Here is a 25,907-nt window from a genome sequence, read left to right as displayed (position 1 = left end):
AACTTTTTTCCAATTTATGGTTCAAAAATTTTCCCACATTATGATTCTAAGGACAGCAAAGCGCACGCCCAGAGGTCTAAAGCGCAGCGAGACCGGAGGTCTTCCCCGATAGCCGTAAGGCGTGGCCGTTCCCACTAGTAGTCTGGCAAGTCAACAATGCTTGGTTAATAGCAGCAAGAAAAATCTCTTTCTCCCCCTGCTTCCTCTGCTTCCCCTGCCTCCCGTGCTTGCCTTAACCCGGCAATTTTGGGTTGGTCGAGTACTAGGGCGTGTATAAGGGTGTAAGTGAACGACGCTACTGGATACAAGCAGACGCATAGTCCCGGCGTATCGGCTCCCCAATTTCTTGATGGAGTTCCCCTACACCCAGCCTACGGCACGAAGCACCCCGTAGGGGGTGCTGCGCAAATGCGCTTCACACCCTTACCCCCTTATATCCCTATTTGTTGACCATTTTTTAGCTAGTAGTCTGCCAAGCCACTGCCCATTTTTCCAGCAGCATTCAATTCGCGAGCAGTCACTTCACCGATGCCGCTGCTTGTGTTCCGGTAATGACGGCAACTTTATTTTGTAAGTTCATCATTCTCCAGTGACTTCATTTTTATTTACTGAGAATTTTTTCAAGCCGCTGCCCATTTTCCCAATATCCATAATAATGAAGTTCTTAAGTTTCATAACAACGGCGGGCGATCGCACCAATCTCCAAGTTCAAATCCACTTCTTTGTCAATTTTTTGCACCTCGCCAATCGCTTTGAGGGCATCAATGTATTCTCATAAGCTCTTGTGGTGATTGTTCATTTCTAATCAATTTCCTTAGGCGGTGTAATCGTTGCCCAACGCTCAGCAATCTTGCCGTTAGCCAGCCTCCATGAACCTGTCTCAAAAGCTTCACGTGCTGAAAGCAGTATTTACCTCTAACCAGTAACCTACAAATGCCTGGACTCTCTTTTGCAGTTCTTGAGTATCCATTGGCTTGATAAGATAGCCGTTTGCACCTTTTTGGTAGCAAAGTTCGATATCTCTTGGATTAGATGATGTGGTAAAAACAATAATGGGGATTTCCCTAAAGCTGTTATCTTGCTTCAGGCGTTCTAAGATGTCACGACCATCAATGCCTGGCAAATTGAGGTCAAGCAAGATAACACAAGGTCTTGGTGCTAAGTCAGGGTCTTGATAATTACCCTCTTTATAAAGAAAGTCTAAAACTTCATCCCCATTAGTACAGCGATATATAGGGTTTGGGACAGCCATTCGCCGCATCAGGCGTTGTAGCATCCTAAAATCCTCATTGCTGTCCTCAACAACCAGCAGTGGTTCATTGAGTTTTGTGGTCATTGGTTTTCTTTACAAATCGTATTAAAAAGAAATCTTTTGTAATGTTAATTTGGACTATTATAGCGTAAAGTACAAGGTTGAACCAACACCAACACACGATTCAACCCAGATAAGACCACCGTGACGCTCAACAATCTTCTTAGAAATAGCTAACCCCGCACCTGTACCTCCACCAAACTTTTCTTGAGAGTGGAGCCGCTTAAAGAGTCGGAAAATAGTTTGATAGTGATGTTCTGGAATACCGATACCGTTATCCTGTACATAAAAAACATAAGGAACTGAAGTTTGCAGTTGTGGTTGTTGCAATCCCTTTTCCCGTTGATCATGAATATTCAAATAACCAATTTCAACCCATTTGTCTGGCTTATCATTGTATTTAAATGCATTGATAATCAAGTTAGTAAAAACTTCGCTAACGAGAACTGGGTCAGATTGAATCGTGGGCATTGGTCTAGGGATGCGAATATCTAACTGACCTGGTGAACGGCTAGCACGTACAACATCAATTACTTGGCAAAGCAAGTTGTTAAGGTCAGTTGCTTGCAGGTTCAGTTGACCTTGCCCCAACAGAGAAAGTCTCAGAAGTGAATTGATGAGAGTTTCCATGCGTATGGACAAGGATACCACGGTGTTTAGGTAGTCTAATCCATCCTCATCCAGTAGTTGAGCGTAATCTTCCAGCAAGACATTTGAGTAGTTGTAAATGCCCCGCAAAGGTTCCTTTAAATCATGAGAAGCGGCAAAGGCAAAAGAAGCAAGATCGCGGTTGCTGCGCTCTAAGTCTTGATTGATTTTGGCTAACTCATCTGCCTTAGAAAGTACAATGCCCACAATTGCATTTCTAAGAGCGATCGCGCTATCAACTTCACACGATTTCCAAGCCAGCGAAGTCAATCGAACCGTTTCCTGCCATAGTTCAAAGGATACTCGCGGACAAAGGGTAATGCTACCATCAGTATTAACCTGAATTGGTTCATTCGGTTGACCTGCCCAGTTTACCATTTGGATAACTTCGGCACGAAACCAGAGAATGTAATAGCGCCGAACTTTAGAAATTCGCAACAGTAGCAAACCACTTGCAGTATCTTTAAAAGCAACAGCTTCTGGATAAAGCTTGGGCAGAGAATCCGTGGAAAAGAGATTGTCAGTGATCTGGGTGTCTACCCATTCAATAAGGGCGCGAACTTCCTCAATTGTTGGTGTTGCACCTACAAGGGTAATGTCATTATCTAAACAAACTGCTGCTCCCTGAGCATTGACGATATCCAGCAAACGAAGCTTAGGGTAAATAAGCGCTTCTCTAAAGTTATCTGCTTTAGATATGGACTCAATGAAATCTGCCTGTAGCGATTGAAGCTTGATTTTATAGTCTAATTCAGACTGATTGACTTTGTGTTCTAATTCCAAGGACACAATCTGTCCTAAAAATTCGCAAATTTTCCGCACTTCGTAAGGAATATGCTTTGGCGTTTGATGATGGCAGGAAATTAGTCCCCAAAGTTTTTGCTCCTTAATGAGTGCTATCACCAGGACGGCTGTTACACCCATGTTTTGATGATATTCAACACAGCAAGGATGAGTACTCCGCAGTACAGACAAGTTTAAGTCAAAAAGTGTGGAATGCGTTTCGGGATTTTCAACCGCCAGAAGCTCGACAGGTTGAGCATTCATATCCGGAATGAATCGAAGCAGACAGCGCTGATACAACTCCCTAGCTTGCTGGGGGATATCCGTAGCTGGATAATGTAATCCCAGGTAAGGTGATAAATCATCCCGTTTGACTTCGGCAACTACGGAACCCGCTCCGATTTTGTCGAATTGGTAGACCATCACCCTATCAAATTTTGTGACTTTTTGCACTTGTGATACAACCAGATGCAAAAAATCTGTGAGATTTGATGTCTGTCTCATTTTGGCGATCGCCTCTTGCACCAAGGCATGGAAGTTCAAAAAGCTGATCTGGTTGATAGAATCAGTTGGTTCTAGCTCAAGAATCACAGTACTTTCTGTACGATGAGCGATCGCATCAAAATATTGCTCACCCTTTGAAGTTTGGATAGACAGCTTAAAGGAATAAACGCTACTTTCCTGCTGTTGGTAAAACTGCTCAATAGCTTTGACTTGTTCTGCATTAAGCAGAGTGTTGAGGGGTTGATTGAGTAATTCGCGTGGCTGTTTACCTAAGAAATCTTGAGTATTATTGCTCAGCCATCGAATTTCTAGCTGAGAACTAAGTCCCAGCAGTACGCCATGAGGCTGAATTGAAGTAGGCAGGTAAATTGGTTCGTGGTGAATCAGGTTGGTAGCTTGGGTAAAGGTAATATCAGAGTGGCTCATAGCTTGACTCACGAGAACCAAACTTATTTGTTTTACAATACCGCAATTAAACGTTACATAAAAACATTAACCAATAAGTAGTCATCATGAACTCGTTATCCCTCCTCACTCCGTACTATTTTCATTCTTGCGTCAGAGGTAAACCTAACCAATCACTTAATTCATGAGCAAGCCATTCAATTTCTGGCTCAGACTTAATAGGACCATGACCACCACCAAGCTGATATTTATGCACTCCGGCCCAAATGATCAATTGAGGCAGAATTTCAACTCTGTGACCCTGAGAATCTGTTTGAAAGGTCTTCGGTGAGTATACTAACTTAGTAATATCCTGTGTTGGTGCTGAAGCAATACGATTGAATTTCAAGCCAAAAAAATCCCAGACGAAGGCAATTTTTTCTCGATTTAAACGAAGTCGAGTCCTTCTGCACAAAGGAAAGAAAATCGAAGACAACATCTGAAAACCAGCACCCCAAAAAGGAAGCGAGAATAAAGCAAAGGGTATGTTTATTGGAAAAGGTGCCGCCAGGGCGTTAATTGTCCAAAAAAGAATAAAAGTATTCCAAGAAATAGCAAACAAAACCATGAACGTCATCGACGGCTGAAAACCAGTTGGTGGAATCAGAAGATCAAAAGAACTTTCATCTTGCTTGAGTGTGATTTTGCTTCCTGCCGGTTTCGTCATTTTAATGGTTAAACTATGACGTCCAGACTCACTTTTGGTGTTAAGCTTTTGCGAAACCTCTTGATCTTTAGTAATCCAATGTTGACCATCCCAATACCAACTCCCTCTCATCCTGTCTGTGAGGAGCATTTCTTCTGAGTGCTGTTGTTGTAAAAGTAGTGGATGTTCTAAAGCTGCTAGTGCTTCACGCGCACAACTCAACCGTCGTTCTAAACTAGGTTCGCTCATCCAGCGTAACCACTCAGTTAAAATAGGACTCAGAATTGCCGTTTGCTCAAATTGAATCCGTAAGTCCTTTTGAGGTAAATCTGCTGGTTGTATCCCCGTGACTAAGTAAATTAAAGTCGCACCCAAGCTGTAAAGATCAGATGCCGGAACCGTGCGTCCACCAAATTGCTCTGGTGGCATGTAGCCATAAGTTCCGACTACAGTCATTGTCCCGCCTTCACCTGCGGCTACAGTCTGCACTGAGCCAAAATCTACCAAGTAGATTTCACCGACATTATTGCCAGAGCGATTTGTCAGCAAAATATTACTAGGCTTAATATCTCGGTGGATTGTAGGAGGTTTTTGCTCATGTAAGTAGATAAGAATTTTTAAAAGTGCTTTAGCTATCTGTTTAACTTCTGCTTCTGTAAAAGTACGTCCAGCTTTGATGTATTGTTCTAAGGTTTGTGCTGGTATATAAGTTTGTACGAGAGCAAACCCTTTGATATTTGATGAATTTATCTCAAAATAGTCTAAATAGCGAGGAATACATGGATGTGCTATCTTTTTTAGAGTTTCAGCTTCTCGCTCAAACAGCTTGAGATCATCCCACTCAAAGTCACTGCTAAAAGACAGTAACTTGACAACCACCATTTCGTCTGTCAGAAGATCACGAGCTAAAAGCGTCCGTCGCCCAGTCTTTTTCCCTAATTGCTGCTGTACTTCGTAGCGATCGCCTAATACTTGAGCATTCATTACGATTACTTATGAATATAAATTTAAAGCCTTTTTATTTATTCTATTTACCTAACCTAGCTAGATACATATCTTTTTTTAAATTTTGAATAAGCGAATGGGTGAATATGTCTATGCCCTGCCAACTTTGGCCTTATATTACTCCTGGTATTCCAGATGATTTATTTGAACGCTTGCCAGGAATTCCCCTCAGCAAGCGAGAAATTCGACTGCTGTTGCTTGCCCAACTGCGTCTTTTACCCAACACTGTGTTATGGGATATTGGTGCAGGGACAGGAACGATTCCTATAGAAGTGGGGCTACTCTGTCCAAGAGGACAGATCTTTGCTGTAGAACGAGATGAAGAAGTTGCGAACTTGATCCGCCACAATTGCGATCGCTTTGAGGTAAAAAATGTCGAAGTCATTGAAGGGAGCGCTCCTGAGTGTTTACATAACTTAAAACTTGCTCCTGATCGTGTTTGTATTGAAGGAGGACGTCCCATCCAAGAAATTATGAAGGCAGTGTGGCATTACTTGCAACCCTCAGGTCGAGTTGTCGCCACAGCTGCTAATCTAGAAAGTCTGTATGCTATTTCTCAAAGCTTTGCCCAGTTGCAAGCCAGAAATGTTGAAGTCATCCAGTCGGCTGTCAACCGTTTAGAAACGCGAGGATCTTCTCAGACTTTTACTGCCGTTAATCCCATTTTTATTCTCAGTGGTGAGAAACTAGACTAGAAAACAGAATCATCGAAGAAAAAAGCACGAAGAAACGAAGATGCAAAAATTTCTTCAATCTTCATTTTTCTTTTTTAACTCTTGACTTTTTCGTTCTTTTGCCCATGCCCTGGTCTCGGATTTTTAGTGGAATTGTTGCAATAGCCCTTGCTTTGAGCGCGACCGTTTTAGGTGGATGGTATTATACTGTTTTGTTTGCGGTTATTGTTTTTCTAGGTCAACTAGAATATTTTGATTTGGTGCGAGCAAAAGGCATAGTTCCTACTGCTAAAACCACCATGTTTGTCAGTCAAGTACTGCTGATCATTTGCACTAAATATGGAGACTTAGCTGATGCTGTCACACCATTGGCTGGCACTTTTATTTGTTTTTACCTGCTGTTTCAGCCAAAAATGGCAACAATTGCGGATATTGCCGCTTCCATTTTAGGACTATTTTACACAGGGTATCTGCCGAGTTATTGGGTGCGGTTGCGATCGCTCGACGGTGCGACTATCAGCAATCTACCTGTGAGTGATTACCTGTCCACAATTTGGACAAATATAGTCAACGGAAATTTTAGCGCATTACCCCAAGGTCTGACCGGAACAGCACTCACCTTTGTATGTATTTGGGCAGCTGACATTGGTGCTTACTTTTTTGGGAAATTTTTTGGCAAAACCCCTTTATCAGATATCAGTCCGAAAAAAACAGTCGAAGGAGCGGTTTTTGGTATTGCTGGCAGTGTTGTCGTCGCTGTCGTCGCAGCATATTATCTCAATTGGCCTAAATTCGTTTTTACTGGTGTGGCATTAGGTTTGCTGATTGGCATTGCTAGTCTATTGGGTGATTTGACCGAATCTATGCTCAAGCGTGATGCTGGGGTAAAGGATTCCGGGCAGTTAATCCCCGGTCATGGAGGTATCTTGGATCGTACGGATAGTTATATTTTCACTGCTCCTTTGGTTTATTATTTTCTCACTCTCTTGTTGCCACTGGTGGGTAAGTAGTGAAGAAACTTCTTGCAAAAGTGAATTATTATCAAATGAGTATTGATTTGATTGTGTCGCAGTCAAGGAACCGAAGTTCGAGATTGATGGGCTGTTTCTGCTAAATGCTCCCGAAATCCCACTCGTAACTTATTGGTGCCAAAATGACACCAATAAGTTAAAATTAGGAGAACATGACACCATTATCTCCATGTCTAATAGTCACAAAAATACAGTTCGGATAACAGCGAGAATTGCTGTGAGTATTCAAGAAACTCTAGAAAGAGCAGCAGAATTATCAGGTGCTACCTTGAATCAGTTTATGATTCAGGCGGCGTTGAAAGAAGCAAAAAAAATCATAGAAGATGAACGAGTGATTATTTTGTCACAAAATGATGCTGATACGGTATTTAGCCTAATTGAGAATCCTCCTGTACCGAATGCCAAGTTAAAAGCAGCCTTGAAAAAGCACAAGGAATTTTTCAGTGAGAGTCATTGAATTATTAGGTAAGCAGCATGACCGCGATAGCTTTAACTGTGGCAATGAAACATTAAATCAATTCCTTAAACAAACAGCAAGACAGCATATCCAAAAAGGTGTTTCCCGTACTTTCGTTCTAGTTAATACAGAGCAGCCAGAGGCGATAATTGGTTTCTTCACATTAACATTGTGTGAAGTGCGTGTAGACAATTTGAGCGCGAAATTTTTTAAGAAATATCCTTCAAAAGTTCCTGGTGTCAAGCTGGCAAGATTAGCAGTCGATCAAGCCTATCAGCGACAAGGGATTGGAGAAGTTTTGATGATTGAGGCAATGCAGCGTGCCTTAATTGTTGCGGAAAATGCGGGAAGCATTGGTTTATTTGTTGATGCAAAAGATGAAAGTGCAAAAACCTACTACTCTGGCTATGGTTTTGTCAGCTTGGAAGATGCGTCTTTAGAACTATTTTTGCCATTGTCAGTCATTGAGCAAATGCTTGAGTAATGGTTAAGCTACGTCAAGGCGCGATTTATAGACGAATGAGGAACCTCAGAACGATTTATTGGTATCAGCTATTTCAGTGCAAGCGTAGACGCAAAGCGGCTTGTCGTCAGACATCGCCTATTCAACTGATACACAGCTTTTTCTAATTCAAATAAATCCCAGACGGATGTTTTGTTGTCAGGAAATGCGCCCGACTTGGGAACGGGAATCTCAAGAGCGCGATCGCTTCTCTTACACAGAAGAATCGAAGCGCAATCGCACACCGATAAAATAAATTAGCTATCTGAGGAAGAACCGAAACCTTTGAGATCCTCCCTTAGTTCCTCTAATTTCTCACCCGATTCTTTGGCGATTTGAGAGCAAAGGGTTGTTGAAATTAAGCCGGTAGCGGTAGTGACGCTCCCTTCAGAGGCTTTACCAGAAATCAAAAGCCCAGCACCAATTACGCTGATGCCAAGGGAAGCTGCAACTGCTACAACATAGAGGTTGAAATTCAGCTTTGCTTGACGCAGACGTTCGTGAAATAGATCTAGCATGATTTTAAGGTAAGCGTCAGAGTGGGAATCATCAGATTGTTGAGGTTTCTTCTCACTGGGCTTGTTGGGTTTACTATCGTCGGTGTGATTAGGGGCTGAAGATGAGAGTAGAGTGTTGGGTTTCATAAACGTTTGTCCGTGAATCATTACTCTCTCAGTTTCCTAATTTGAGACTTAGAGTTCAGCCATTGCACTGCTTAACTGTTGTAGACTTTTAGCATGACTTTGGCTTTCCATTTAAAATCAACGTAATTTGACCATGCCACAGAATTCGCTAAAAGCATGTGCTGAAGGGATTGAAAAGGCAAAAACATCTCTTACTGGCAAAATGTTGACCAACCAAAAGTTAGCGGGAGAACTACAAGTAACCCGTCAACCAGTTGATAATTTCTTTAATGGTAAGCCGGTAAGTCATAAAATATTTATTCAGATTTGTCAGAAGTTAGAGCTAGATTGGGAAGAAATTACTGGTCAAAAATCAACTGATTCATTAGATTCACCAGAGCAAGCTAGTGTCAGCACCGATATTGATGCCTTAGTGCAAGAGGTACGCAAGAAGGTAACACCCTATATAAAACAGCGCTGCGGTACAATGCAGGTGCTAGATATGACCCAGCCTATTGGGTTAGATAACATTTACACTGATGTCAATATTTTTGAAAAAATAATAGGACGCACGCGACGAGAGATTGGTGAACTACTACAAAACTGTAATTTAGAAGATTTTGACCGCTTTGGACTGAGTAAAGTAACCCAAGAGCGTGTACCAGGACTCCAAGCAGTAAAGAAACACAGCAAGCTGATGGTGTTTGGTAAACCAGGAGCCGGAAAGACCACATTTCTGAAATACTTGGCAATGCAGTGTATTGAGGGGCAGTTTCAAAAAGAACGCTTCCCCATTTTCATTACCCTCAAAGATTTTGCAGAATCACTGGAACAGCCAAATATTCTGGAGTATATTGCTCAACAGTTATCTAAATGTAAAGTCACGGATGCTAACTTGAAAACAGAGCAACTGTTAGAACAAGGTAAGGCATTAATTTTACTAGATGGGCTGGATGAAGTCCGAGAAGAAGATACCAAGAAGGTTCTAGATCAAGTTCAGGAATTTTCCTACCAGTTTCACAATAATCAATTCATCATCACCTGTCGAATTGCTGCCAAAGAATACACGTTTCAAGGGTTTACTGAAGTAGAAGTAGCAGATTTTGACTCTGAACAGATAGCTACCTTTGCTCAAAACTGGTTCCAATCAAAAAAAGACCCAGTCAAAGGTAAGCGCTTCATCGAGAAACTGAAAAAGAATAAACCAATTGAAGAACTCGCAACTAATCCCCTACTTTTAACTCTACTTTGTTTGGTATTTGGTGAAGCTGGGGATTTTCCTGCCAATCGTTCTGAGCTTTACACCGAAGGTGTAGATGTGTTATTGAAAAAATGGGATGTTGGTCGTAACATTGAGCGAGATAAAGTCTACAAAGACTTGTCTTTGCAGGGCAAGGAAAACTTACTCTCACACATTGCCTTAACTACTTTCGAGCAGAAAAACTATTTCTTTAAGAAAAAGACGGTTGAAGATTACATTGCTGATTTCATCCGCAACTTACGTAATGCTAACACTGCACCAGAAGCATTAGAACTAGATAGCGAAGCCATTTTGAAATCAATTGAAGCGCAACATGGGTTACTAGTAGCACGAGCAACGGGTATCTACTCCTTTTCTCACCTAACATTTCACGAGTATTTCACTGCTAGGGAAATCAAAGAAAGGTCTGCTTGGGCAAAATTGGCAGAGCATGTCGCTGAAAAACGCTGGCGAGAGGTCTTTTTGTTGACTACAGGGCTGATGCGGAGTGCTGATGATTTATTGAAGTTGATGAAGCAACAAACTGATGAACTTCTAGCAAAAGATGAAAAGTTACAGAAATTCCTCACTTGGGTCAAAGAAAAATCTGATTCTGTAAAAGTGTCTTATAAACTTGCTGCCGTGCGATCTTTCTACAGCTTCTTCACTCAAGATAAGGACCTCACCTTCGACTTAGACCTCGCCCTCACCCTCGGCCTCGACCGAGACCTCAAGCGAGTCTTCGACCGAGTCCTCAACCGAGACCTCGACCGAGACCAAGCCCTCGACCGAGTCCGAAACCTCGGCCTCGACTTCGACCTCGCCCTCGACCTCGCCCTCGACCGAGTCCGAAGCCTCGACCGACACTTCGACCAAATCCTCGCCCTCGACCTCGCCCAAATCCTCGACCTCGCCCTCGACCTCGCCCGAGATTTCGACCAAACCCTTAACCCTGAATTAGGGCGATCGCTTCAACAACTCAAAGACCAACTGCCCAACCCAGAAGACGAAGAAGCATACGAACAATGGTGGCAGGAAAACGGTTCAACTTGGACTGAACAGCTTAGAGCCGTCATGATTGAGCATCGCAACATTGGTCATGATTGGCAATTCACTGATGCTCAAAACGAACTCCTGGAGCAGTACTACGATGCTAATAAACTGCTAGTTGATTGCCTCAACAGCGATTGCTACGTCAGCCGCGAAGTTCGCCAGGAGATTGAGGATACATTGCTGCTGCCAAATGCTACTTAGTCTTTGATTGCACTGCTTTCACCGCTGCAACTTCCTTAGGACTTACGCACTCAAAACCCGAAACCTCGATCCCCCCTAGCCCCCCTTAAAAAGGGGGGGATCTTAAAAGCCCCCTTTTTAAGGGGGTTGGGGGATCTCTTCTGCGTAAGTCCTATTTCTATTGACTAAGTGGCATTAATGCTTGTAACTGAAAAGATGTACTAATAACTGTTGGTTCAACACCACGCACCATAACTTTATCCTGTTGAGTCGTAGGTTCTGGAACCAAACTTGATTGATAGTCTTTCACAATTAACAAAGGCTGTAACCGCTCTATATTGCGGAAAATTAATTGTGTTTGTTCGTAAGTTCCGATAATTTCAATATTGATACTACTGCGTTTTAATTTGCCATTCACCAATGAACCAAAACTACCATCAGTAATAGGTTCAGCTTTTCCAGTCGGCACATATTTCTTCAGTTTAGCTTTGACTGCATCAGCAGAAACTTGAGTGTTAGTAGACTCAACCAAGCGATTCAAATCTAGTAGTAAAGTATCTAAAGTTTTCTCATTAGCAAATAAAGCTAAAACCTGGATTTGTTGCTGTTTAGCAAGTGCTTGCTCCTGTTGAACTTTGTCAATTTGTTTGATGTAAGTTTTCTTTTGGTCAATAGTCTGCTGTAATTCGTTCTGTTTTGTTTGCTGCTGTTGAAAATTATCCCACGCTGGCATCACGAAATTCATCAGCATATAAGCTGCTCCCGCAAGCCCTAAAACTCCTAAAATAAGACCGATCACTTTTGGTGTTAAGGTGATGCCAAAAGCAACAGGATAACTAGAGGAACTTGTCTCAAATTGCGTGTCTTCTACAAAATCGAAATCATCACCCACCGTCATCTTGGAATGACTCCTGTCTGTTGCATACTGCGAATCCGAGTCACAAGTCCTACTGTGCCTTTTTGCTCTAATTCACGAATGAATTCAGAGGCGGGAATATCACTCAAACTAGATTGAATTGTGTATTTGACAATTTGGGGTGGTTTCATTTGTGAGCTTGTTGCAGATGTAGTACCTGGTTGTATGGGTGCATCTACTAATTCTGCTGTGATAATTTTTGTTTGTGCAGCTTTGAAGAAACGAGATTGTTGTAAAGTCAACGTGAAATCGTTGACATCGCTAAAGGAACGAGCAAACCCAGATATTTCTAAACTTCCAGCAGGATTGGATGCTGATTGTCTTTGTGTTGGTGTAGTGGGTGCAATTTGTTTGATGCTATCAATTTGGACTGTTGTTGGGATGCGATCGCGCAAATCTTGCAACATAGCTGACCAAGGACGAATTTGGTCAAACACACTCACTAAAGCTTGAGTTTCTTGCTTAATTTTACTTGTTTCGACTTGGATTTTATTAACATTTTCTATTTCTACTTCTAATCTTTTTTTTTCCTGTTCCATTTGTGCTATGTTCTGCTCTAAGACTGTATTTTTACTTTGCAAAAACCACCAAACAACTCCCACCAAAGCTGGAAACAATAGACCAACGACTAGTCCTATATACACTGGTGTTAAATTCCCAGTAGGTAGAGATATTTCTAGTTGCTTATCTTCAAAATTATTCTCAATTTTCCGGTTTTTGAGAAAGTTAATATCTATACTGTACATTTTGTATAATTTTTCACGCTTTAAAAATATATATTGGACATTGGCAGGAGACTTGCAATTAATTTTCTTATTTGAATTTCTTCTGCCTCTCGCATTCCTAAACCAAGCACAATTCCCAATCCAGAGCGTTCCACTAAGGAGTATTTATCTTCATCAATTTGCAATGACAAAGCCGCAACTGGATCAATTTGAGAAGTTGGTAAATTCAATTGTTGTGTCAAATAATCATCAAGTTGTCTCAGTCCGCCTCCTGGTCCAGCTAGCATAACCTGCGCTACCTGCAAATTTTGATCTTGGTTGAGATAAAAATCGATGGAACGGCGCAGTTCATCAGTAAGTTCTTCCAACACTTTCATCAGTGCTACTACGCCTGGATTGATTTCAGGAATGTCATCATGAGCGTCTGTTTTTCCTCCATTTATATTACTTGAAGGAACAGATATTTCATACAACAGATCTATATCTTGTGAAACGGGTAAGTTCATTGCTTCAGAGAATACAGTTTGCATGAGAGCTATTCCAATAGGAACTGTACGCAAAAAGTGTGGGATTCCGTTAACAATAATCGCTATTTCTGTACAATCAAATTCTATATCCACGAGTACGACTGCTTCTTGCGAGCCAAATTCTCGAAGTTGTTCACGAAGTGTGCGAATCAAAGCAAAAATGTTAATATCTAGAACATCGATTTGCAATCCGGCTAGTTCAAATGTATTTATATATGTATTAGTAATTTCTTTTCGTGTAGCTACTAACAGTATCTGTATTTTTTCAATGCCGTCATCATCTACAAAATACCCAAGTTTCTGATAATCTAAATCAGCTTCTTCACAAGAAAAAGGTAAATACAAACCTGCTTCGTGGTTTACTACCATGTGGCGTAGTTCTTTATCATCTAACTCCGCTGGTACAGATATGGTGCGTATAATTGATTCTCGCCCCGGTATAGCAGTAGCAACACGAGAAGCTTTGATGTTACTTTCAGCTAACGCTTGCTGAATAAATTGCGCCATTGTTGGGGAGTCAACGATTTGACTATTCACGAAAACCCCCTCAGGAAGAGATACCGATGTTAAAGTTTCTAGTTTCAAACCTTGACGTAACTTACGCAGTTGAACTAAATTCACACGTTGCGGTGACAGTTCTATACCAACCCCTTTCTGAAATTTACTAAACCAATTCTTATTGAATACAGCCTTCCTAAATAGCATAGAAACACCTTATCTCTCTTCTCCTTCTTTTCTTTGCGTTCTTTGCGTCTTGGCGGTTCGTTTTTTTTATTTTTTGTTAAGGATTAATATCATAGGGCAATCACACTTTACATTTTCATTAAGTTGAGCTACTTAAGAAATTGTTTCAGCTTATAATCTCCACAATTATTTCATAAGTACCTTGAACCCAATAGACTTAAATAAAATACAAGCACGATGGTTAGCATTCAAAAATTCAAAAAACTAATTATTTGGGCACTACTCGGTGTATTAACCAGTTGGATGGTTAGTTGTGGTACAGGCAATGTTGGTAATAGCACAAAACAAGCATCATCAGGAATCGCAAATGTTCAATTTTGGACTATGCAACTCCAACCCCAATTTACTGACTACTTTAAAAGCCTGATAACATCTTTTGAGTCAAAAAACCCTGGTATAAAAGTGAGTTGGGTTGATGTGCCTTGGACGGCAATGGAGAGCAAAATTTTAACAGCCGTTTCAGGAAAAACACCGCCTGATGTTGTTAACCTCAATCCAGATTTTGCCTCCCAACTTGCAGGAAGAAATGCCTGGTTAGATTTAGATGCAAAAGTCCCAAAACAAGTGCGTTCCTCCTATTTACCGAACATCTGGCAAGCAAGCACGCTCAATAACAAGAGTTTCGGGATTCCCTGGTACCTCACCACCCAACTAACCATTTATAACACTGATTTCTTAAAACAGGCAGGTATCAATAAAGCACCTGTCACTTACGCGGAATTAGCGCAGGCGGCTCAACAAATTAAGGACAAAACTGGTAAATATGCCTTTTTTGTAACCTTCGTTCCCCAAGATGCTGCAGAGGTGTTAGAGTCCTTGGTACAAATGGGAGTGACTCTGGTGGATGCTCAAGGTAAAGCAGCATTTAACTCCCCACAAGGTAAAGCAGCGTTTCAGTATTGGGTAGACTTATACAAAAAAGGACTTATTCCCAAAGAAACATTGACACAAGGACATCGTCGTGCAGTAGATCTGTACCAAGCTGGAGAAACAGCGTTCCTGTTTTCTGGAGGAGAGTTTCTGGAGAACATTAATAAAAATGCGCCAGCCATAGCCAAAGTTTCTGCGATCGCACCGCAAGTCACTGGTGAAACTGGCAAGAAAAATGTCGCTGTGATGAACGTTGTGATTCCTCGTGACAGCAAACAACCCGACGCCGCCCTCAAATTCGCCTTGTTCCTGACAAATGACGAGAACCAACTCAGTTTTGCCAAAGCAGCGAATGTTCTTCCATCCACAACGAAGTCTCTTGCTGATAGCTACTTCAAAGATGCACCCGCCAACGCCTCGACTTTAGATAAGGCGCGAGTGATGAGTGCGCAAGAACTACAAAAGGCAGAGATATTAACTCCAGTGCTTAAGGATATAAAACTTTTGCAAAAAGCAATTTACGAGAACTTGCAAGCGGCTATGCTGGGTGACAAGACAGTGGATAAAGCTGTGGAGGATGCAGTACAAGAGTGGAATAGTACGAAAACTTAGGAGTTATTACAATCTCGTTTCCAGGTTCCACCTGGAAATGCGCTTGGGGCGGCTCTGCCGCAAGTAATACAATAAACGAGTTTTAACAGACTTGAACTTTGAGCCAAGAAATAAATTTCTTGGCGGACGAGAATTATGGTTCAATATTTGAGCCTTAAACTCATGGGCTCTTAACCGCTAATATCGTTTCTGGTTAGAATCTGAATCATTGAAAAACCGCAGAGGAAGCAGCGAAAAGTCTGAGCAGAGGTTTCCTCCGTTCGCGTAGCGTCTCCAGAGGAGACTCAGATCTTTTTAACAGAGAGAACGCAGAGGGAGTGTTGGATAAACAATTCCGGTACAAACGGATTTGATATAACAACAACATACTTTGCTTGTACTTTGTTCCCTGTTCCCTGTATATAAGTTCCCACCATTAACTATGAGCTACTTTCGTCCTGCTATTGATGCCATGACTGGCTACATTCCTGGTGAACAACCCAAACCAGGAACAAAAATTATCAAACTCAACACAAATGAAAATCCTTATCCGCCCTCCCCAAAAGCGATGGAGGTACTGCACAATTTAGATGGTGAGTGGCTGCGACGCTACCCTGATCCATTTGCCAGAGAGTTTTGTCAAGCAGTGAGTGATGCGTTGGGAGTACCTGCAGATTGGATTATTGTAGGTAATGGGAGCGATGATGTGTTGAATGTGTTGGTGCGTTCCTGTGCGGAGGGGGGCGAACGCAAAGTCGTGTATCCCATGCCAACCTACGTGCTATATCGAACTTTATCAGCTATACAACCTGCACCAGTGGTTGAAGTTCCTTACCCTACCGATTTTCAGTTACCAATTAAAGAACTCATTGCGGCGAATGGAGCAATTACCTTTATTGCTTCTCCCAATAGTCCCTCTGGTCATGTGGTACCTTTAGATGATCTGCGGGAATTGGCACAGCAAGTGTCAGGAATTGTGGCGATTGATGAAGCTTACACTGACTTTGCTGAGTATAGCGCGTTGCGCTTGGTGCAAGAATTTGAGAACGTGATTGTTTTACGTACTTTGTCCAAAGGGTATTCCTTGGCAGGGTTGCGGATGGGTTTTGGGGTGGCAAATCCAAAACTGCTGGCTGGCTTATTTAAGGTAAAAGATAGTTACAACATTGATGCGATCGCCATCGCAGTCGGTACAGCTGCAATGCGAGATCAGGCTTACAAGAATACTTGTGCAGACAAAGTGAAAATCTCGCGGACGAAGCTAGCGCAAGATTTGAAGAATCTGGGATGGAAAGTGCTTGATTCTCAAGCTAACTTTGTTTTGGCAACTCCGACTCAGCCAAATGCAGAGTCTATTTACTTGGGGTTGAAGGAACGAGGAATTTTGGTGCGTTATTTTAAGCAACCGGGGTTAGAGGATAAGCTGCGGATTACAGTTGGAACCGATGAGCAAAATCAGATGTTGGTAGAAGCGTTAGTTAGCGTAAATAAATAAGTACAGGACTTACGCAAAATAATGAAAAAATGAAAAAATGAACCGTATATACAAGGGAGCAGTGAGACAGCGCGAATGACGGCTTTGCCTCACTTCGCGACTGCAAACCCAAAGGTAGCAGTGGGAGCATCTTGCTCCCTACTTTACACACCGCCATCCCTTGAGCGCCCAGTATTGCTTATTTGAGATAACTTCCTTTTCGGTTACTTTAACAGTAGAAGGGGATGTTTTGTTAGGAGTATTTTGCATTTTTTTCCTTGTCTTGTTTATATTTCGTTGTTTTCAATATATCCAAGAACTCCCAACACTGAACTCCACCCATTGATTTAATACTATCTCTATCTTGAGCAATATTATCCTCTCCTGCCTGACACCCGACAGCGCCCTAAGCATTTGTACTTCCTAAAAAATGCCCAACTAAATACAGCGAACCACACAAAATTACCAAATCATCTGTCGAGGCAAAAGCTGTCTCAAGGGCTGATAATAATTCTGGGTAAGTATGACAAAAACTCAATTCTGGGCAGATACTCTGAGCTAGTTTTGCTAATTCCTCAGGATTGGCTGAACTATGATCAGGAACTGGCACTAAATATAATCGGTCATTTGATCGCAGTAAAGCTTGGAATATCTTCCCATGCTCTTTTGTGGAAAGCATTCCCATCACCCAACTAACCGATTTCACATTCAGTGTTTTTACATAATCTCGCAAAACTTGGGCGGCTGCTGGATTATGAGCACCATCTAGCAACAATTTATGGTTTTTCCAAGTTGTCCATTGCATCCGCCCCAGCCATTTTGTATTTGCCATTCCTTGAACAATGGCTGATTCAGATATCTTCCAACCCTGCGTTTGTAAAATTTCTATAGCGGCTAAAGCCAAAGCTGAATTCGTTAACTGAATTTGTCCCTGTAACGGCAAAGGGTATTTAATTAAATTTGAATTTCTAAAGAGTGAATTTTGTGTTTGATACTCCGCCCATCCTGGAGAAATGACTTTTGAAGGTTGAGGCGTAATCACAGGACATTGCAATTCTAAAGCACGCGATCGCACAACTTCTTCAGCTTCCCTTGGCAATGATCCCACAACAGCAGGACACCCAAGTTTAAGAATACCAGCTTTTTCTCTAGCAATATCAGCAACAGTAGGACCGAGAACCTGCCAATGTTCACGGCTAATCGAAGTGATAATAGTGACGAGAGGTTTTGAGCAGACGTTTGTTGCATCCAAGCGTCCTCCTAATCCAACTTCTACCACCGCCACATCCACTTTAGCTTGTGCAAAATATAACCAAGCTGCTGCGGTAATGACTTCAAATTGAGTTGGTGACTCTTCTCCTTGGCGAATTGCTGCTTGCACTTGCAGCAATAATTGGCAAAATTCCTCTGAAGAAATCGGCTGTTCATTCAGGCAAATACGTTCCGTCCAATCTACCAAATGAGGTGAAGTGTAGCGTCCAGTGCGATAACCTGCTTGAGTGAGAATAGAACTCAGGTAAGCACAAACTGAACCTTTGCCATTAGTCCCAGCAACATGAATCACTGGAACTTGCTCATGAGGATTTCCAAGATTTGCCAGTAGTTTGACAATGCGTTCTAATCCAAGATGAACGCCAAAGTGTTGGAAGGGTTGAAGTAGGGAGTCGATATCCACAAAAGGTAGTCAAGTAAGTAGGTGGGATTTTCTCTTCATGCAATGCTTTAATTTCACAAGTCCAGCTAGAATTGCAACAAACAAAACCGACTGCCCTATGAATCAAAACAGCCGGTTAAATATTTTGTGGTAATCAGTTGATTTTAAGCTTCTTCTCTATTCAAAAAGTTTTGCAATTGATTCAGAGCAGCAGCACCAATGTTAAAAAGTGCCCAACCACCAGCAATGAGAATTGGTGCTAAAACAATGACCACACGCAGATCTGGAAAGCTCATATCTACAACCTCTAGTGTTCTGTATATATATATTAAAGTTTTATCAACTTTTCTCATTATTTATTTTGTACCTGAACCAGTCAACTTTGCCAAACAATACGTAAAGAATCTTTACAAAACCTAAAGGTGTAAGGGTGTGGGGGTGTAAGGGTGTAAGGGGAGCCAGTGCTGTGGGGAGCCAGTACTTGATGAGGGTCTCCCTCCGTAGGTATCTGGCGTCCGGGTTCCCCGACTTGAGGCATCTGGCGTTGTGGTAAAGAGGAAAATCCTATGTCGAAGGGCTTCTCCTTCTCCCTGCTCCCTTCTCCCTGCTCCCTACTCCCTGTGCTCAGGTGCTTTAAACCCAATATCCGTACCCTTGCCTGCATGAACCAAAGCTAACTTTTTGTAACGTTCAGCATGTTCAATAAGTTCTGCTGCTTCCGCTTCGGAGATTTGGCGGACAACTTTGCCAGGAACACCCACAACCAGGGATAGAGGTGGTACATCTTTCGTAACGACTGCGCCAGCACCAATAATGCTACCATTACCCACTCGTACTCCATCTAAAACAACTGCGCCAATTCCAATCAAGCTGCCGTGTTCTATATAGGCAGAGTGTACGACAGCACGATGCCCGACAGTAACATGATCTTCTAACACCGTGGGTTTTCCAGGATCACCGTGTAATATTGCTCCATCCTGAATGTTTGTACATTCGCCAATTTCTATGGATTCCACATCTGCCCTAACAACTGCCCCGTACCAGATGCTCACCCCGGCTGCAATTTTGACTGAACCCATAACAATAGCGTTCGCTGCTATAAAGGCGGCTTGAGAAATATCAGGAGAAGACCAGTAGGAAGCGATAGACACGGTAGAATAGAGGTGTGGTACCCAGGAACACTGGAGGAACTCCAACCTTGGTAGGTTGCAAAACCAGGATATCACGGTGTAGAGCCACCAGGCTCGCAAGGGCAGCAGTAAATCGGTATCCAATAAGGTGGAGCAGAAGTGTAAAAGGAACCAACACTACTGGTGAAGACAAAAATATGTTTGTACGCACTTCATGATGAATCCAGCCTTGCAGTACCCCATATTCGGTGCAGAAATTCAGTGTCCCCATTGCCGCCAAACAATCCCGGCTCTGACACTAACCGACACTTATTTATGTCCGCGTCATGGCGCGTTTGAAGCAAATCCCGAAACTGGGGAATTAATCCATCTACAGTCAGGACGTCATTGGCGCAGATGGAATAGCGACTGGTATCGGCAACATACTCATCCCGATGGCATTCGGTTTGAAATTCATGAAGCACTAGATAAGCTTTATACCCAAGGCTATCGAGCAACACGAGTGATTATTGCTAGACGCTATCAAGAACTGATGAGTGGTTATTTAGAACGCAACACTCAGTGGCGTTCTGGACAGTCGGAGACAACTTCGGCGCGACTTTATGGTTTACCTGTGGAGTTTAGCGCTGATTCCTTGGATGATCCCTGTTGGGATGTGATTAATTTCGATTTGGAAAAAGAACCTGGTGTACCAGTACGGTATCCCTATTTCCGATTATTTGAGTAATAGAGAGTTAGGCAAACCACTCAAAATTGCAGGGTTTCGCTGCGCCCCCTAACTTAGGCTATTGCGTTGGGCTTTCGCGTTGAGTCATTTGTTTTTTGTCCTTTGTCGTTTAGCAAAGGACAAATGACAAATAACAAAGGAAAAAAATTTATGCATCACGCTTCTATTCGTACCGGAAATATTCATCTGGCGATCGCCTTCTACGAACAGCTAGGGTTTACAGTCTGTGAACGCTTCACAACAGGCTATACTCTTGCATGCTGGATGGAAGGACTCAACGGCAGAATTGAACTGATCCAAATTCCGGAACCAAAACCTGCCCCAGATGCATTTGCAGATGAACACTACGTGGGGTACTATCATCTCTCGTTTGATTTAACTGAAATAACACCAGATTTATCTAGTTGGTTAACAAATTTAAAAGAACGTTTTTTAGTGTTATCAAAAAGTAATCCTGACCTGTTACAACCACTGAAAATCCTTTTAGAACCTACACAGCAGCAAATAGGTCAGAAAATTTATGAAGTAACTTTTCTTGCAGATACTGATAATTTGCCTCTAGAATTCATCCGCGTATTAGCAACACTGTCCTAGTTGAACTTCTAATTTTTTATCTGTACAATACTACTTTGCTCGTTCTGTAGTCTTGTTGAGATCACAGACTAGTCAGAAAAGTCAGATTATTATATTCAAGAAAATAAAAATTTTGTAACAACCTTTACAGACAATATAGTAAAATTTATGTCTGTGTTGCCGAAAGTGCATCGATACCGTTTTCGTTTACTACTGTTAACTCTTTCGCTAATGACAGTGTTGTTGCTTGGAGATGGATTTTCTGATACCCAGATAACAACTTCTTTCTCATCGTTAGATTCACAAAAAATAACAGTTTCTCATAGAAAAGAGCGTATTTCATTGACTGAGCATGTTCAAAAAACACTGTTGGACAATGGTCTAACTGTCTTGAGTAGGGAAATTCACTCCAGCCCGGTAGTGAGTGTACAAGTATGGTATAAGGTGGGATCACGTAACGAAGAACCTGGATTGAATGGAATTGCCCACCAATTAGAGCACATGATGTTTAAAGGCACAAAAAATCGTCCCATTCAATTTGGACGGTTGTTGAGTGCTTTGGGCAGTGACTCAAATGCTTTCACAAGTTATGACCAAACAGCATACTATAATACCGCAGAACGCGATAAGCTCACGGCTCTACTAACGCTAGAAGCAGACAGAATGCAAAATGCTCGGATTGATCCGACAGAATTGCAGAGCGAAAAGCGAGTTGTGATTTCTGAGTTGCAAGGTTACGAAAATAGTCCTGACTACCGCTTAAACCGCGCTGTTATGAAGGCTGCGTTTTCCAACCATGCTTACGGGTTACCGATTGGTGGGACTCAAGCTGATGTCCAAAGGTTTGATTTAGAGCAGGTGCAGAAATATTACCGCAATTTCTACAGTCCTGACAATGCTGTTTTGGTGATCGTTGGAGATTTCCAAACTGAACCAACTCTTGAAGCGGTTAAAGAGATTTTTGGGAAAATACCTAAGACACAAGGATTAACACTCAACACTCAACACTCAAAAGTTTTACAAGCGTCGCCTGTCACTTCACAATCTAAACCAATTGTTTTAAAAGAACCAGGATCAGGATTGTTGGTGCAAGCTGTGTATCCGTTACCAAATGCAAAAAGCCCAGATGTAGCAGCGTTGGATCTGATGGATCGGATTTTAACAGATGGACGGAACTCTCGCCTGGAACAAGCATTGGTGGAATCAGGTTTAGCAAGTGATGTTTCAGCTTCTGTGGTTAACTTGATGGAATTAGGCTGGTATGAGTTGTTAGTGACAGCAGATCCTGAGCAAAATGTAAAAAAAATTGATTCGGTTTTAAAAAGTGCGATCGCCAAACTGACAAAAAAAGGAGTCACAGCAGAAGAACTCAATCGCGCCAAGACGAAGTTAGAAGCATCTGTTGTTTTAAGTAACCGTGATATTACTAGTCTGGGCTTGCAATTGGGTAATGATGAGACAACTACTGGTGATTATCGTTATACAGACCGTTACTTGGCGGCTGTTCGTCAAGTAACCGCACAAGATATACAGCGTGTAGCAAATAAATATCTCAAACAAGAAGCACGTACAGTGGGCTTTTTTAAGCCGACTCGCGCTAAAGCAAATGGGAATGATCACAAAGCAAATTCCAAACACAATACAGAAAATTTTGCACATGGTGGATCTGTAACCACAGAGGAAGTGACAAAGTACTTACCACCAGTAGATTTGGCTAGTGTTGCTACAAGCCATACTTTACCAGAGCAATTCACATTATCTAATGGTTTTCGAGTATTGCTTGTGCCCGATAAGAGCACTCCTACAGTCACTCTGTCTGGCTACATCAAAGCTGGTAAGGAATTTGATCCACAAGAGAAAGCAGGGCTGGCGTCTCTTGTCGCTGAGAATTTAATCAATGGGACGAAAACAAAAGATGTTTTGACTGTTGCGAAAACTTTAGAAGATCGAGGCGCAAATCTTGAGTTTGAAACGTACCGAGAAGGTGTGCGAATTGAAGGCGATAGTTTGGCAGCAGACTTAAGCGTTTTGATTCAAACTTTAGCAGATGTTGTCAGAAATGCTAATTTTCCCACAAAAGAGTTAGAACTGAGTCGTAAACAAGCATTAACTGCCTTAAAACATGAATTAGATGATCCTTCAGAAGTCGCACAAAGAACATTTGTACAATCGATTTACCCAAAACAACATCCCTTACATGTCTTCCCTACAGAGGAAAGTTTACGACGGATTAGCCGTAAGGATGTGATTGAATTTAGAAAAAAACATTATCGTCCCGATACAACGGTGCTAGCACTGGTAGGAGATTTCGCTCCAGAAAAAATCAAAAAACTGATAAACTTGGAGTTCGGTAACTGGAAAGCAAAGGGTTCACCACCGACATTAAAGTATCCAACGGTATCAATGCCCGAAAAAGTTATCAACCTTAACCCAGTGCTTCCAGGTAAAGTTCAAGCTATTACCTATATGGGTAACACAGGTATTAACCGCAAAGACTCCCGTTTTTATGCAGCCTTGGTGTTGAATCAGATTTTAGGTGGCGATACTTTATCAAGTCGGCTGGGAGCACAAGTGCGCGATCGCCAAGGACTCACCTATGGAATTTATAGCAGTTTCCTTGCTGGAAACGATTCTGGAACGTTCATGATTGAGATGCAAACCAGTCCAGAAGATACCCGTCAGGCGATCGCCAGTACTCGTGAACTGCTCAAGGAAATTCATCAAAAAGGTGTTACTGAACGGGAAGTAGAAACAGCTAAACAGATCTTAATTAGCAACTACATCGTATCCTTGGCAAATCCAGAGGAATTGATCGGGAAAATTCTGATGAATCACGTGTACGGGCTAGATAAAGAGGAACTGCGCAATTTTACTGCAAAAATTCAAGCAGTTAACTTTGAGCAAGTTAATCAAGCAGCTCGTGAGTTACTCTATCCAGATCAAATTGTTGTAGTCACAGCCGGGCCTGATGTTTCCACACAAGGTAGTATAAGTCAATAACTAAGACCAAAAGGGGTGTAAGGGGGTAAGGGTGGAAGGATGTAAGGGGTAACAGATGAGAAATTAAACAATCTGTTACCAAAATAGTCCTAATCTTTTCCCCTACACACGCCCTTCGGGAACGCCCGTCGCCTACGGAGGGAAACCCTCCTGCAGCGCTGGTCTCACCAGAACAAGCGTGAGGGAAACCCTCCTATTGCACAAAGTGCCACGCTACGCGCTTCAGTACTGGCTCCCCTACACCCCTAAACCATTCGCTTATTCGGTGCATCATGAGGCAAAAAAACATCCTATCTTTTCCCCTACACCCCTACACACGCCCTTCGGGAACGCCCGTCGCCTACGGAGGGAAACCCTCCTATGGCACAAAGTGCCACGCTACGCGCTTCAGTACTGGTTCCCCTACACCCTTACACCCTTAGCTTTGGTCATAAATCATTCAAATTAAAATTTTTCTTAGTTTAAACTTTTGTTAAAAATCTTATGATAGATGAAAAGCTTGTTGAACAAATGCAACAAGTCTCGTTCATCCTTTTATGTCAGACACCAGGACGCTACTCATCATTGATGATTGTGCAGAGGATCGAAGAATCTATCGGCGATACCTTTTAAAAGATCCTCATCAGTCCTATCAGATTTTGGAAGCAGACTCTGCAAAGGACGCACTTGCCTTGTGCCAAAAAATACTGTGCGATGTTATTCTACTGGATTTTAACCTACCTGATATGACTGGATTAGAAATCCTTGATCATCTCACACAGCAAATATCTGACACAAATGCACCCGTAATTATGCTGACAGGGCAAGGTGATGAAGCGGTCGCTGTACAAGCTATGAAAAAGGGTGTTCAAGATTACTTGGTCAAGCAACATCTTAAACCTGATGTGCTACAGTTAGCAGTCCGCAATGTGATTCAGCACTCGGAGTTGCAAAGCGTACTCAGCAAAACTAGGGAAAGACAACGCCTCATTATCCAACAAGCAGAGCTGCTTGCTCAAACTCAAGCAGCTCTTAGAAACGAGCAAAAACTTAACGCATTTAAATCCCAAATCATTACAACAGTTTCTTATGAGTATCGAACTCCGTTATCTTCTATCCTGACTGCAGCATCTACCCTCAAGCAATATGGCGAAAAGCTGGATGAATCTAAACAACAAAGGTTTCTACAAATTATTGAACACAAAGCTCGCTACATGGCTAAACTAGTGGATGACTTGCTTGTGTTTAACCAGTTTGAATTAAATAAAGCCCAGTTTAAGCCACAACCACTGGATTTGTACCACTTTTTTTCTGGCTTGATAGAAGAGCAGCAGGAAAAATTAAGCGAGCGCCATCATTTCGTTTATGAGATCAGTGGAAATTACAAGGGCTTCTGGGGTGATGGAGGACTTTTGCGGCAAATCTTTGTCAACTTAATGTCCAATGCGATTAAATTCTCCCCAGATGGGGGTAGTATAAAGTTCCATCTGATTGGGGGTGAATCACAAGTTATCTTTGACATCAAAGACGAAGGAATTGGTATACCAATAAGGGATCAAAAAAACTTATTTCAACCTTTCAGTCGTGGGAGTAACGTTGACGCAATTTCTGGAACAGGCTTAGGTCTTGCTATTGCGAAAATTTGTGTAGAGTTACATGGTGGTGATATTACTTTAGAAAGTCAGATGGGAAAAGGAACGAGGGTAATAGTAACTTTACCAAAGCGATCCTCAATTTAACTGGAAGTTACCCCCACCAATATACTAAATAAGCACCAATCAGTCCTATTTGATGTCCACCTCCTGTCTTATCTATAGCTATTAACACATCATCAATAATCTGGAGTTTAGACTAGTTCGCGGTGCGAAACTGACGAGACAATCACGAAACAGTAC

At 42.1% G+C, this 25,907-nt stretch carries 22 protein-coding genes; 11 read left to right on the top strand and 11 right to left on the bottom strand.

From position 1 onward, the window contains the following. Positions 1-664: 664 nt before the first annotated feature. The 4 genes from AC5JM2_RS13650 to AC5JM2_RS13635 form a co-directional block, all read right to left on the bottom strand. Entirely contained in the window at positions 665-766 is a 102-nt protein-coding gene (locus tag AC5JM2_RS13650; RefSeq protein WP_495835415.1) for a hypothetical protein, read from the bottom strand. A 123-nt stretch (positions 767-889) separates the two neighbouring features. Then, positions 890-1,336 (bottom strand): response regulator, encoded by a 447-nt coding sequence (locus tag AC5JM2_RS13645; protein WP_495835413.1) that lies wholly within the window; start codon positions 1,334-1,336, stop codon positions 890-892. Positions 1,337-1,393: 57 nt separating this feature from the next. After that, positions 1,394-3,673, bottom strand: coding sequence for an ATP-binding protein (locus tag AC5JM2_RS13640; RefSeq protein ID WP_495835412.1), 2,280 nt, complete (start codon positions 3,671-3,673; stop codon positions 1,394-1,396). Between the two features lie 121 nt (positions 3,674-3,794). Continuing rightward, positions 3,795-5,321 (bottom strand): serine/threonine protein kinase, encoded by a 1,527-nt coding sequence (locus tag AC5JM2_RS13635; protein WP_495835411.1) that lies wholly within the window; start codon positions 5,319-5,321, stop codon positions 3,795-3,797. Positions 5,322-5,434: 113 nt separating this feature from the next. Between AC5JM2_RS13635 and cbiT the strand changes: the two genes are divergently transcribed. The 4 genes from cbiT (at position 5,435) to AC5JM2_RS13615 (ending at position 7,988) form a co-directional block, all read left to right on the top strand. Then, positions 5,435-6,037: a precorrin-6Y C5,15-methyltransferase subunit CbiT gene (gene cbiT, locus AC5JM2_RS13630; RefSeq protein WP_495835410.1), complete on the top strand. Its 603-nt coding sequence runs from the start codon at positions 5,435-5,437 to the stop codon at positions 6,035-6,037. A 104-nt stretch (positions 6,038-6,141) separates the two neighbouring features. Beyond that, positions 6,142-7,026, top strand: a complete 885-nt coding sequence (locus AC5JM2_RS13625) for a phosphatidate cytidylyltransferase (protein WP_495835409.1) — start codon at positions 6,142-6,144, stop codon at positions 7,024-7,026. Between the two features lie 190 nt (positions 7,027-7,216). Then, on the top strand, positions 7,217-7,504 hold the full coding sequence (locus tag AC5JM2_RS13620) for a type II toxin-antitoxin system TacA family antitoxin (RefSeq protein ID WP_169154662.1): 288 nt from the start codon (positions 7,217-7,219) through the stop codon (positions 7,502-7,504). Then, complete coding sequence (locus AC5JM2_RS13615; RefSeq protein ID WP_495835408.1) at positions 7,491-7,988, top strand: GNAT family N-acetyltransferase; 498 nt, start codon at positions 7,491-7,493, stop codon at positions 7,986-7,988. The genes AC5JM2_RS13620 and AC5JM2_RS13615 overlap by 14 nt, the downstream gene beginning before the upstream one ends. Before the next feature lie 275 nt (positions 7,989-8,263). Here the strand turns inward: AC5JM2_RS13615 and AC5JM2_RS13610 are convergent, their stop codons facing one another. After that, on the bottom strand, positions 8,264-8,650 hold the full coding sequence (locus AC5JM2_RS13610) for a TRADD-N-associated membrane domain-containing protein (RefSeq protein WP_495835407.1): 387 nt from the start codon (positions 8,648-8,650) through the stop codon (positions 8,264-8,266). A gap of 133 nt (positions 8,651-8,783) precedes the next feature. On the opposite strand from AC5JM2_RS13610, the gene AC5JM2_RS13605 reads away from it, so the two are divergent. Next, a complete protein-coding gene (locus tag AC5JM2_RS13605; protein WP_495835406.1) occupies positions 8,784-11,123 on the top strand; it encodes an NACHT domain-containing protein in 2,340 nt (779 codons plus the stop codon). 157 nt (positions 11,124-11,280) lie between these two features. Here the strand turns inward: AC5JM2_RS13605 and AC5JM2_RS13600 are convergent, their stop codons facing one another. From AC5JM2_RS13600 to pilM, 3 genes are read right to left on the bottom strand one after another with little or no spacing between them, the layout of a single operon-like run. Continuing rightward, positions 11,281-12,000 carry a pilus assembly protein PilO gene (locus tag AC5JM2_RS13600; RefSeq protein WP_495835405.1) on the bottom strand — a complete coding sequence of 240 codons (720 nt, stop codon included), beginning with the start codon at positions 11,998-12,000 and terminating at the stop codon, positions 11,281-11,283. Continuing rightward, positions 11,997-12,764, bottom strand: a complete 768-nt coding sequence (locus AC5JM2_RS13595) for a PilN domain-containing protein (RefSeq protein ID WP_495835404.1) — start codon at positions 12,762-12,764, stop codon at positions 11,997-11,999. Before AC5JM2_RS13595 ends, AC5JM2_RS13600 begins: the two co-directional genes overlap by 4 nt. A 20-nt stretch (positions 12,765-12,784) precedes the next feature. Beyond that, positions 12,785-13,975, bottom strand: coding sequence for a type IV pilus assembly protein PilM (pilM, locus tag AC5JM2_RS13590; protein WP_495835403.1), 1,191 nt, complete (start codon positions 13,973-13,975; stop codon positions 12,785-12,787). Positions 13,976-14,191: 216 nt separating this feature from the next. Between pilM and AC5JM2_RS13585 the strand changes: the two genes are divergently transcribed. After that, entirely contained in the window at positions 14,192-15,496 is a 1,305-nt protein-coding gene (locus AC5JM2_RS13585; RefSeq protein WP_495835402.1) for an ABC transporter substrate-binding protein, read from the top strand. A gap of 421 nt (positions 15,497-15,917) precedes the next feature. Further along, positions 15,918-16,970, top strand: a complete 1,053-nt coding sequence (hisC, locus tag AC5JM2_RS13580) for a histidinol-phosphate transaminase (RefSeq protein ID WP_495835401.1) — start codon at positions 15,918-15,920, stop codon at positions 16,968-16,970. 385 nt (positions 16,971-17,355) lie between these two features. On the opposite strand, the gene AC5JM2_RS13575 is transcribed toward hisC, so the two are convergent. The 3 genes from AC5JM2_RS13575 to AC5JM2_RS13565 all read right to left on the bottom strand — a co-directional run bounded on the left by AC5JM2_RS13575 (position 17,356) and on the right by AC5JM2_RS13565 (position 19,754). Then, on the bottom strand, positions 17,356-18,624 hold the full coding sequence (locus tag AC5JM2_RS13575) for a bifunctional folylpolyglutamate synthase/dihydrofolate synthase (protein WP_495835400.1): 1,269 nt from the start codon (positions 18,622-18,624) through the stop codon (positions 17,356-17,358). A gap of 143 nt (positions 18,625-18,767) precedes the next feature. Continuing rightward, on the bottom strand, positions 18,768-18,899 hold the full coding sequence (locus tag AC5JM2_RS13570; protein ID WP_210617741.1) for a photosystem II protein Y: 132 nt from the start codon (positions 18,897-18,899) through the stop codon (positions 18,768-18,770). Positions 18,900-19,214: 315 nt separating this feature from the next. After that, on the bottom strand, positions 19,215-19,754 hold the full coding sequence (locus tag AC5JM2_RS13565; RefSeq protein WP_495835399.1) for a gamma carbonic anhydrase family protein: 540 nt from the start codon (positions 19,752-19,754) through the stop codon (positions 19,215-19,217). A gap of 196 nt (positions 19,755-19,950) precedes the next feature. Between AC5JM2_RS13565 and AC5JM2_RS13560 the strand changes: the two genes are divergently transcribed. The 4 genes from AC5JM2_RS13560 to AC5JM2_RS13545 all read left to right on the top strand — a co-directional run bounded on the left by AC5JM2_RS13560 (position 19,951) and on the right by AC5JM2_RS13545 (position 25,751). After that, positions 19,951-20,460, top strand: a complete 510-nt coding sequence (locus AC5JM2_RS13560; protein WP_495835414.1) for a TIGR02652 family protein — start codon at positions 19,951-19,953, stop codon at positions 20,458-20,460. A gap of 150 nt (positions 20,461-20,610) precedes the next feature. Then, the gene (locus tag AC5JM2_RS13555) at positions 20,611-21,054 is read left to right on the top strand and encodes a VOC family protein (RefSeq protein ID WP_495835398.1); all 444 of its coding nucleotides are present in this window, start codon (positions 20,611-20,613) and stop codon (positions 21,052-21,054) included. A 147-nt stretch (positions 21,055-21,201) separates the two neighbouring features. After that, positions 21,202-24,033 carry a M16 family metallopeptidase gene (locus AC5JM2_RS13550; RefSeq protein ID WP_495835397.1) on the top strand — a complete coding sequence of 944 codons (2,832 nt, stop codon included), beginning with the start codon at positions 21,202-21,204 and terminating at the stop codon, positions 24,031-24,033. 536 nt (positions 24,034-24,569) lie between these two features. Next, a complete protein-coding gene (locus AC5JM2_RS13545) occupies positions 24,570-25,751 on the top strand; it encodes a hybrid sensor histidine kinase/response regulator (protein WP_495835396.1) in 1,182 nt (393 codons plus the stop codon). Positions 25,752-25,907 lie beyond the last annotated feature (156 nt).

It is taken from the genome of Brasilonema angustatum (assembly GCF_059505445.1).
Note: the sequence above shows the minus strand (reverse complement) of the source record. Positions and strands in the feature narration are given on the sequence as shown.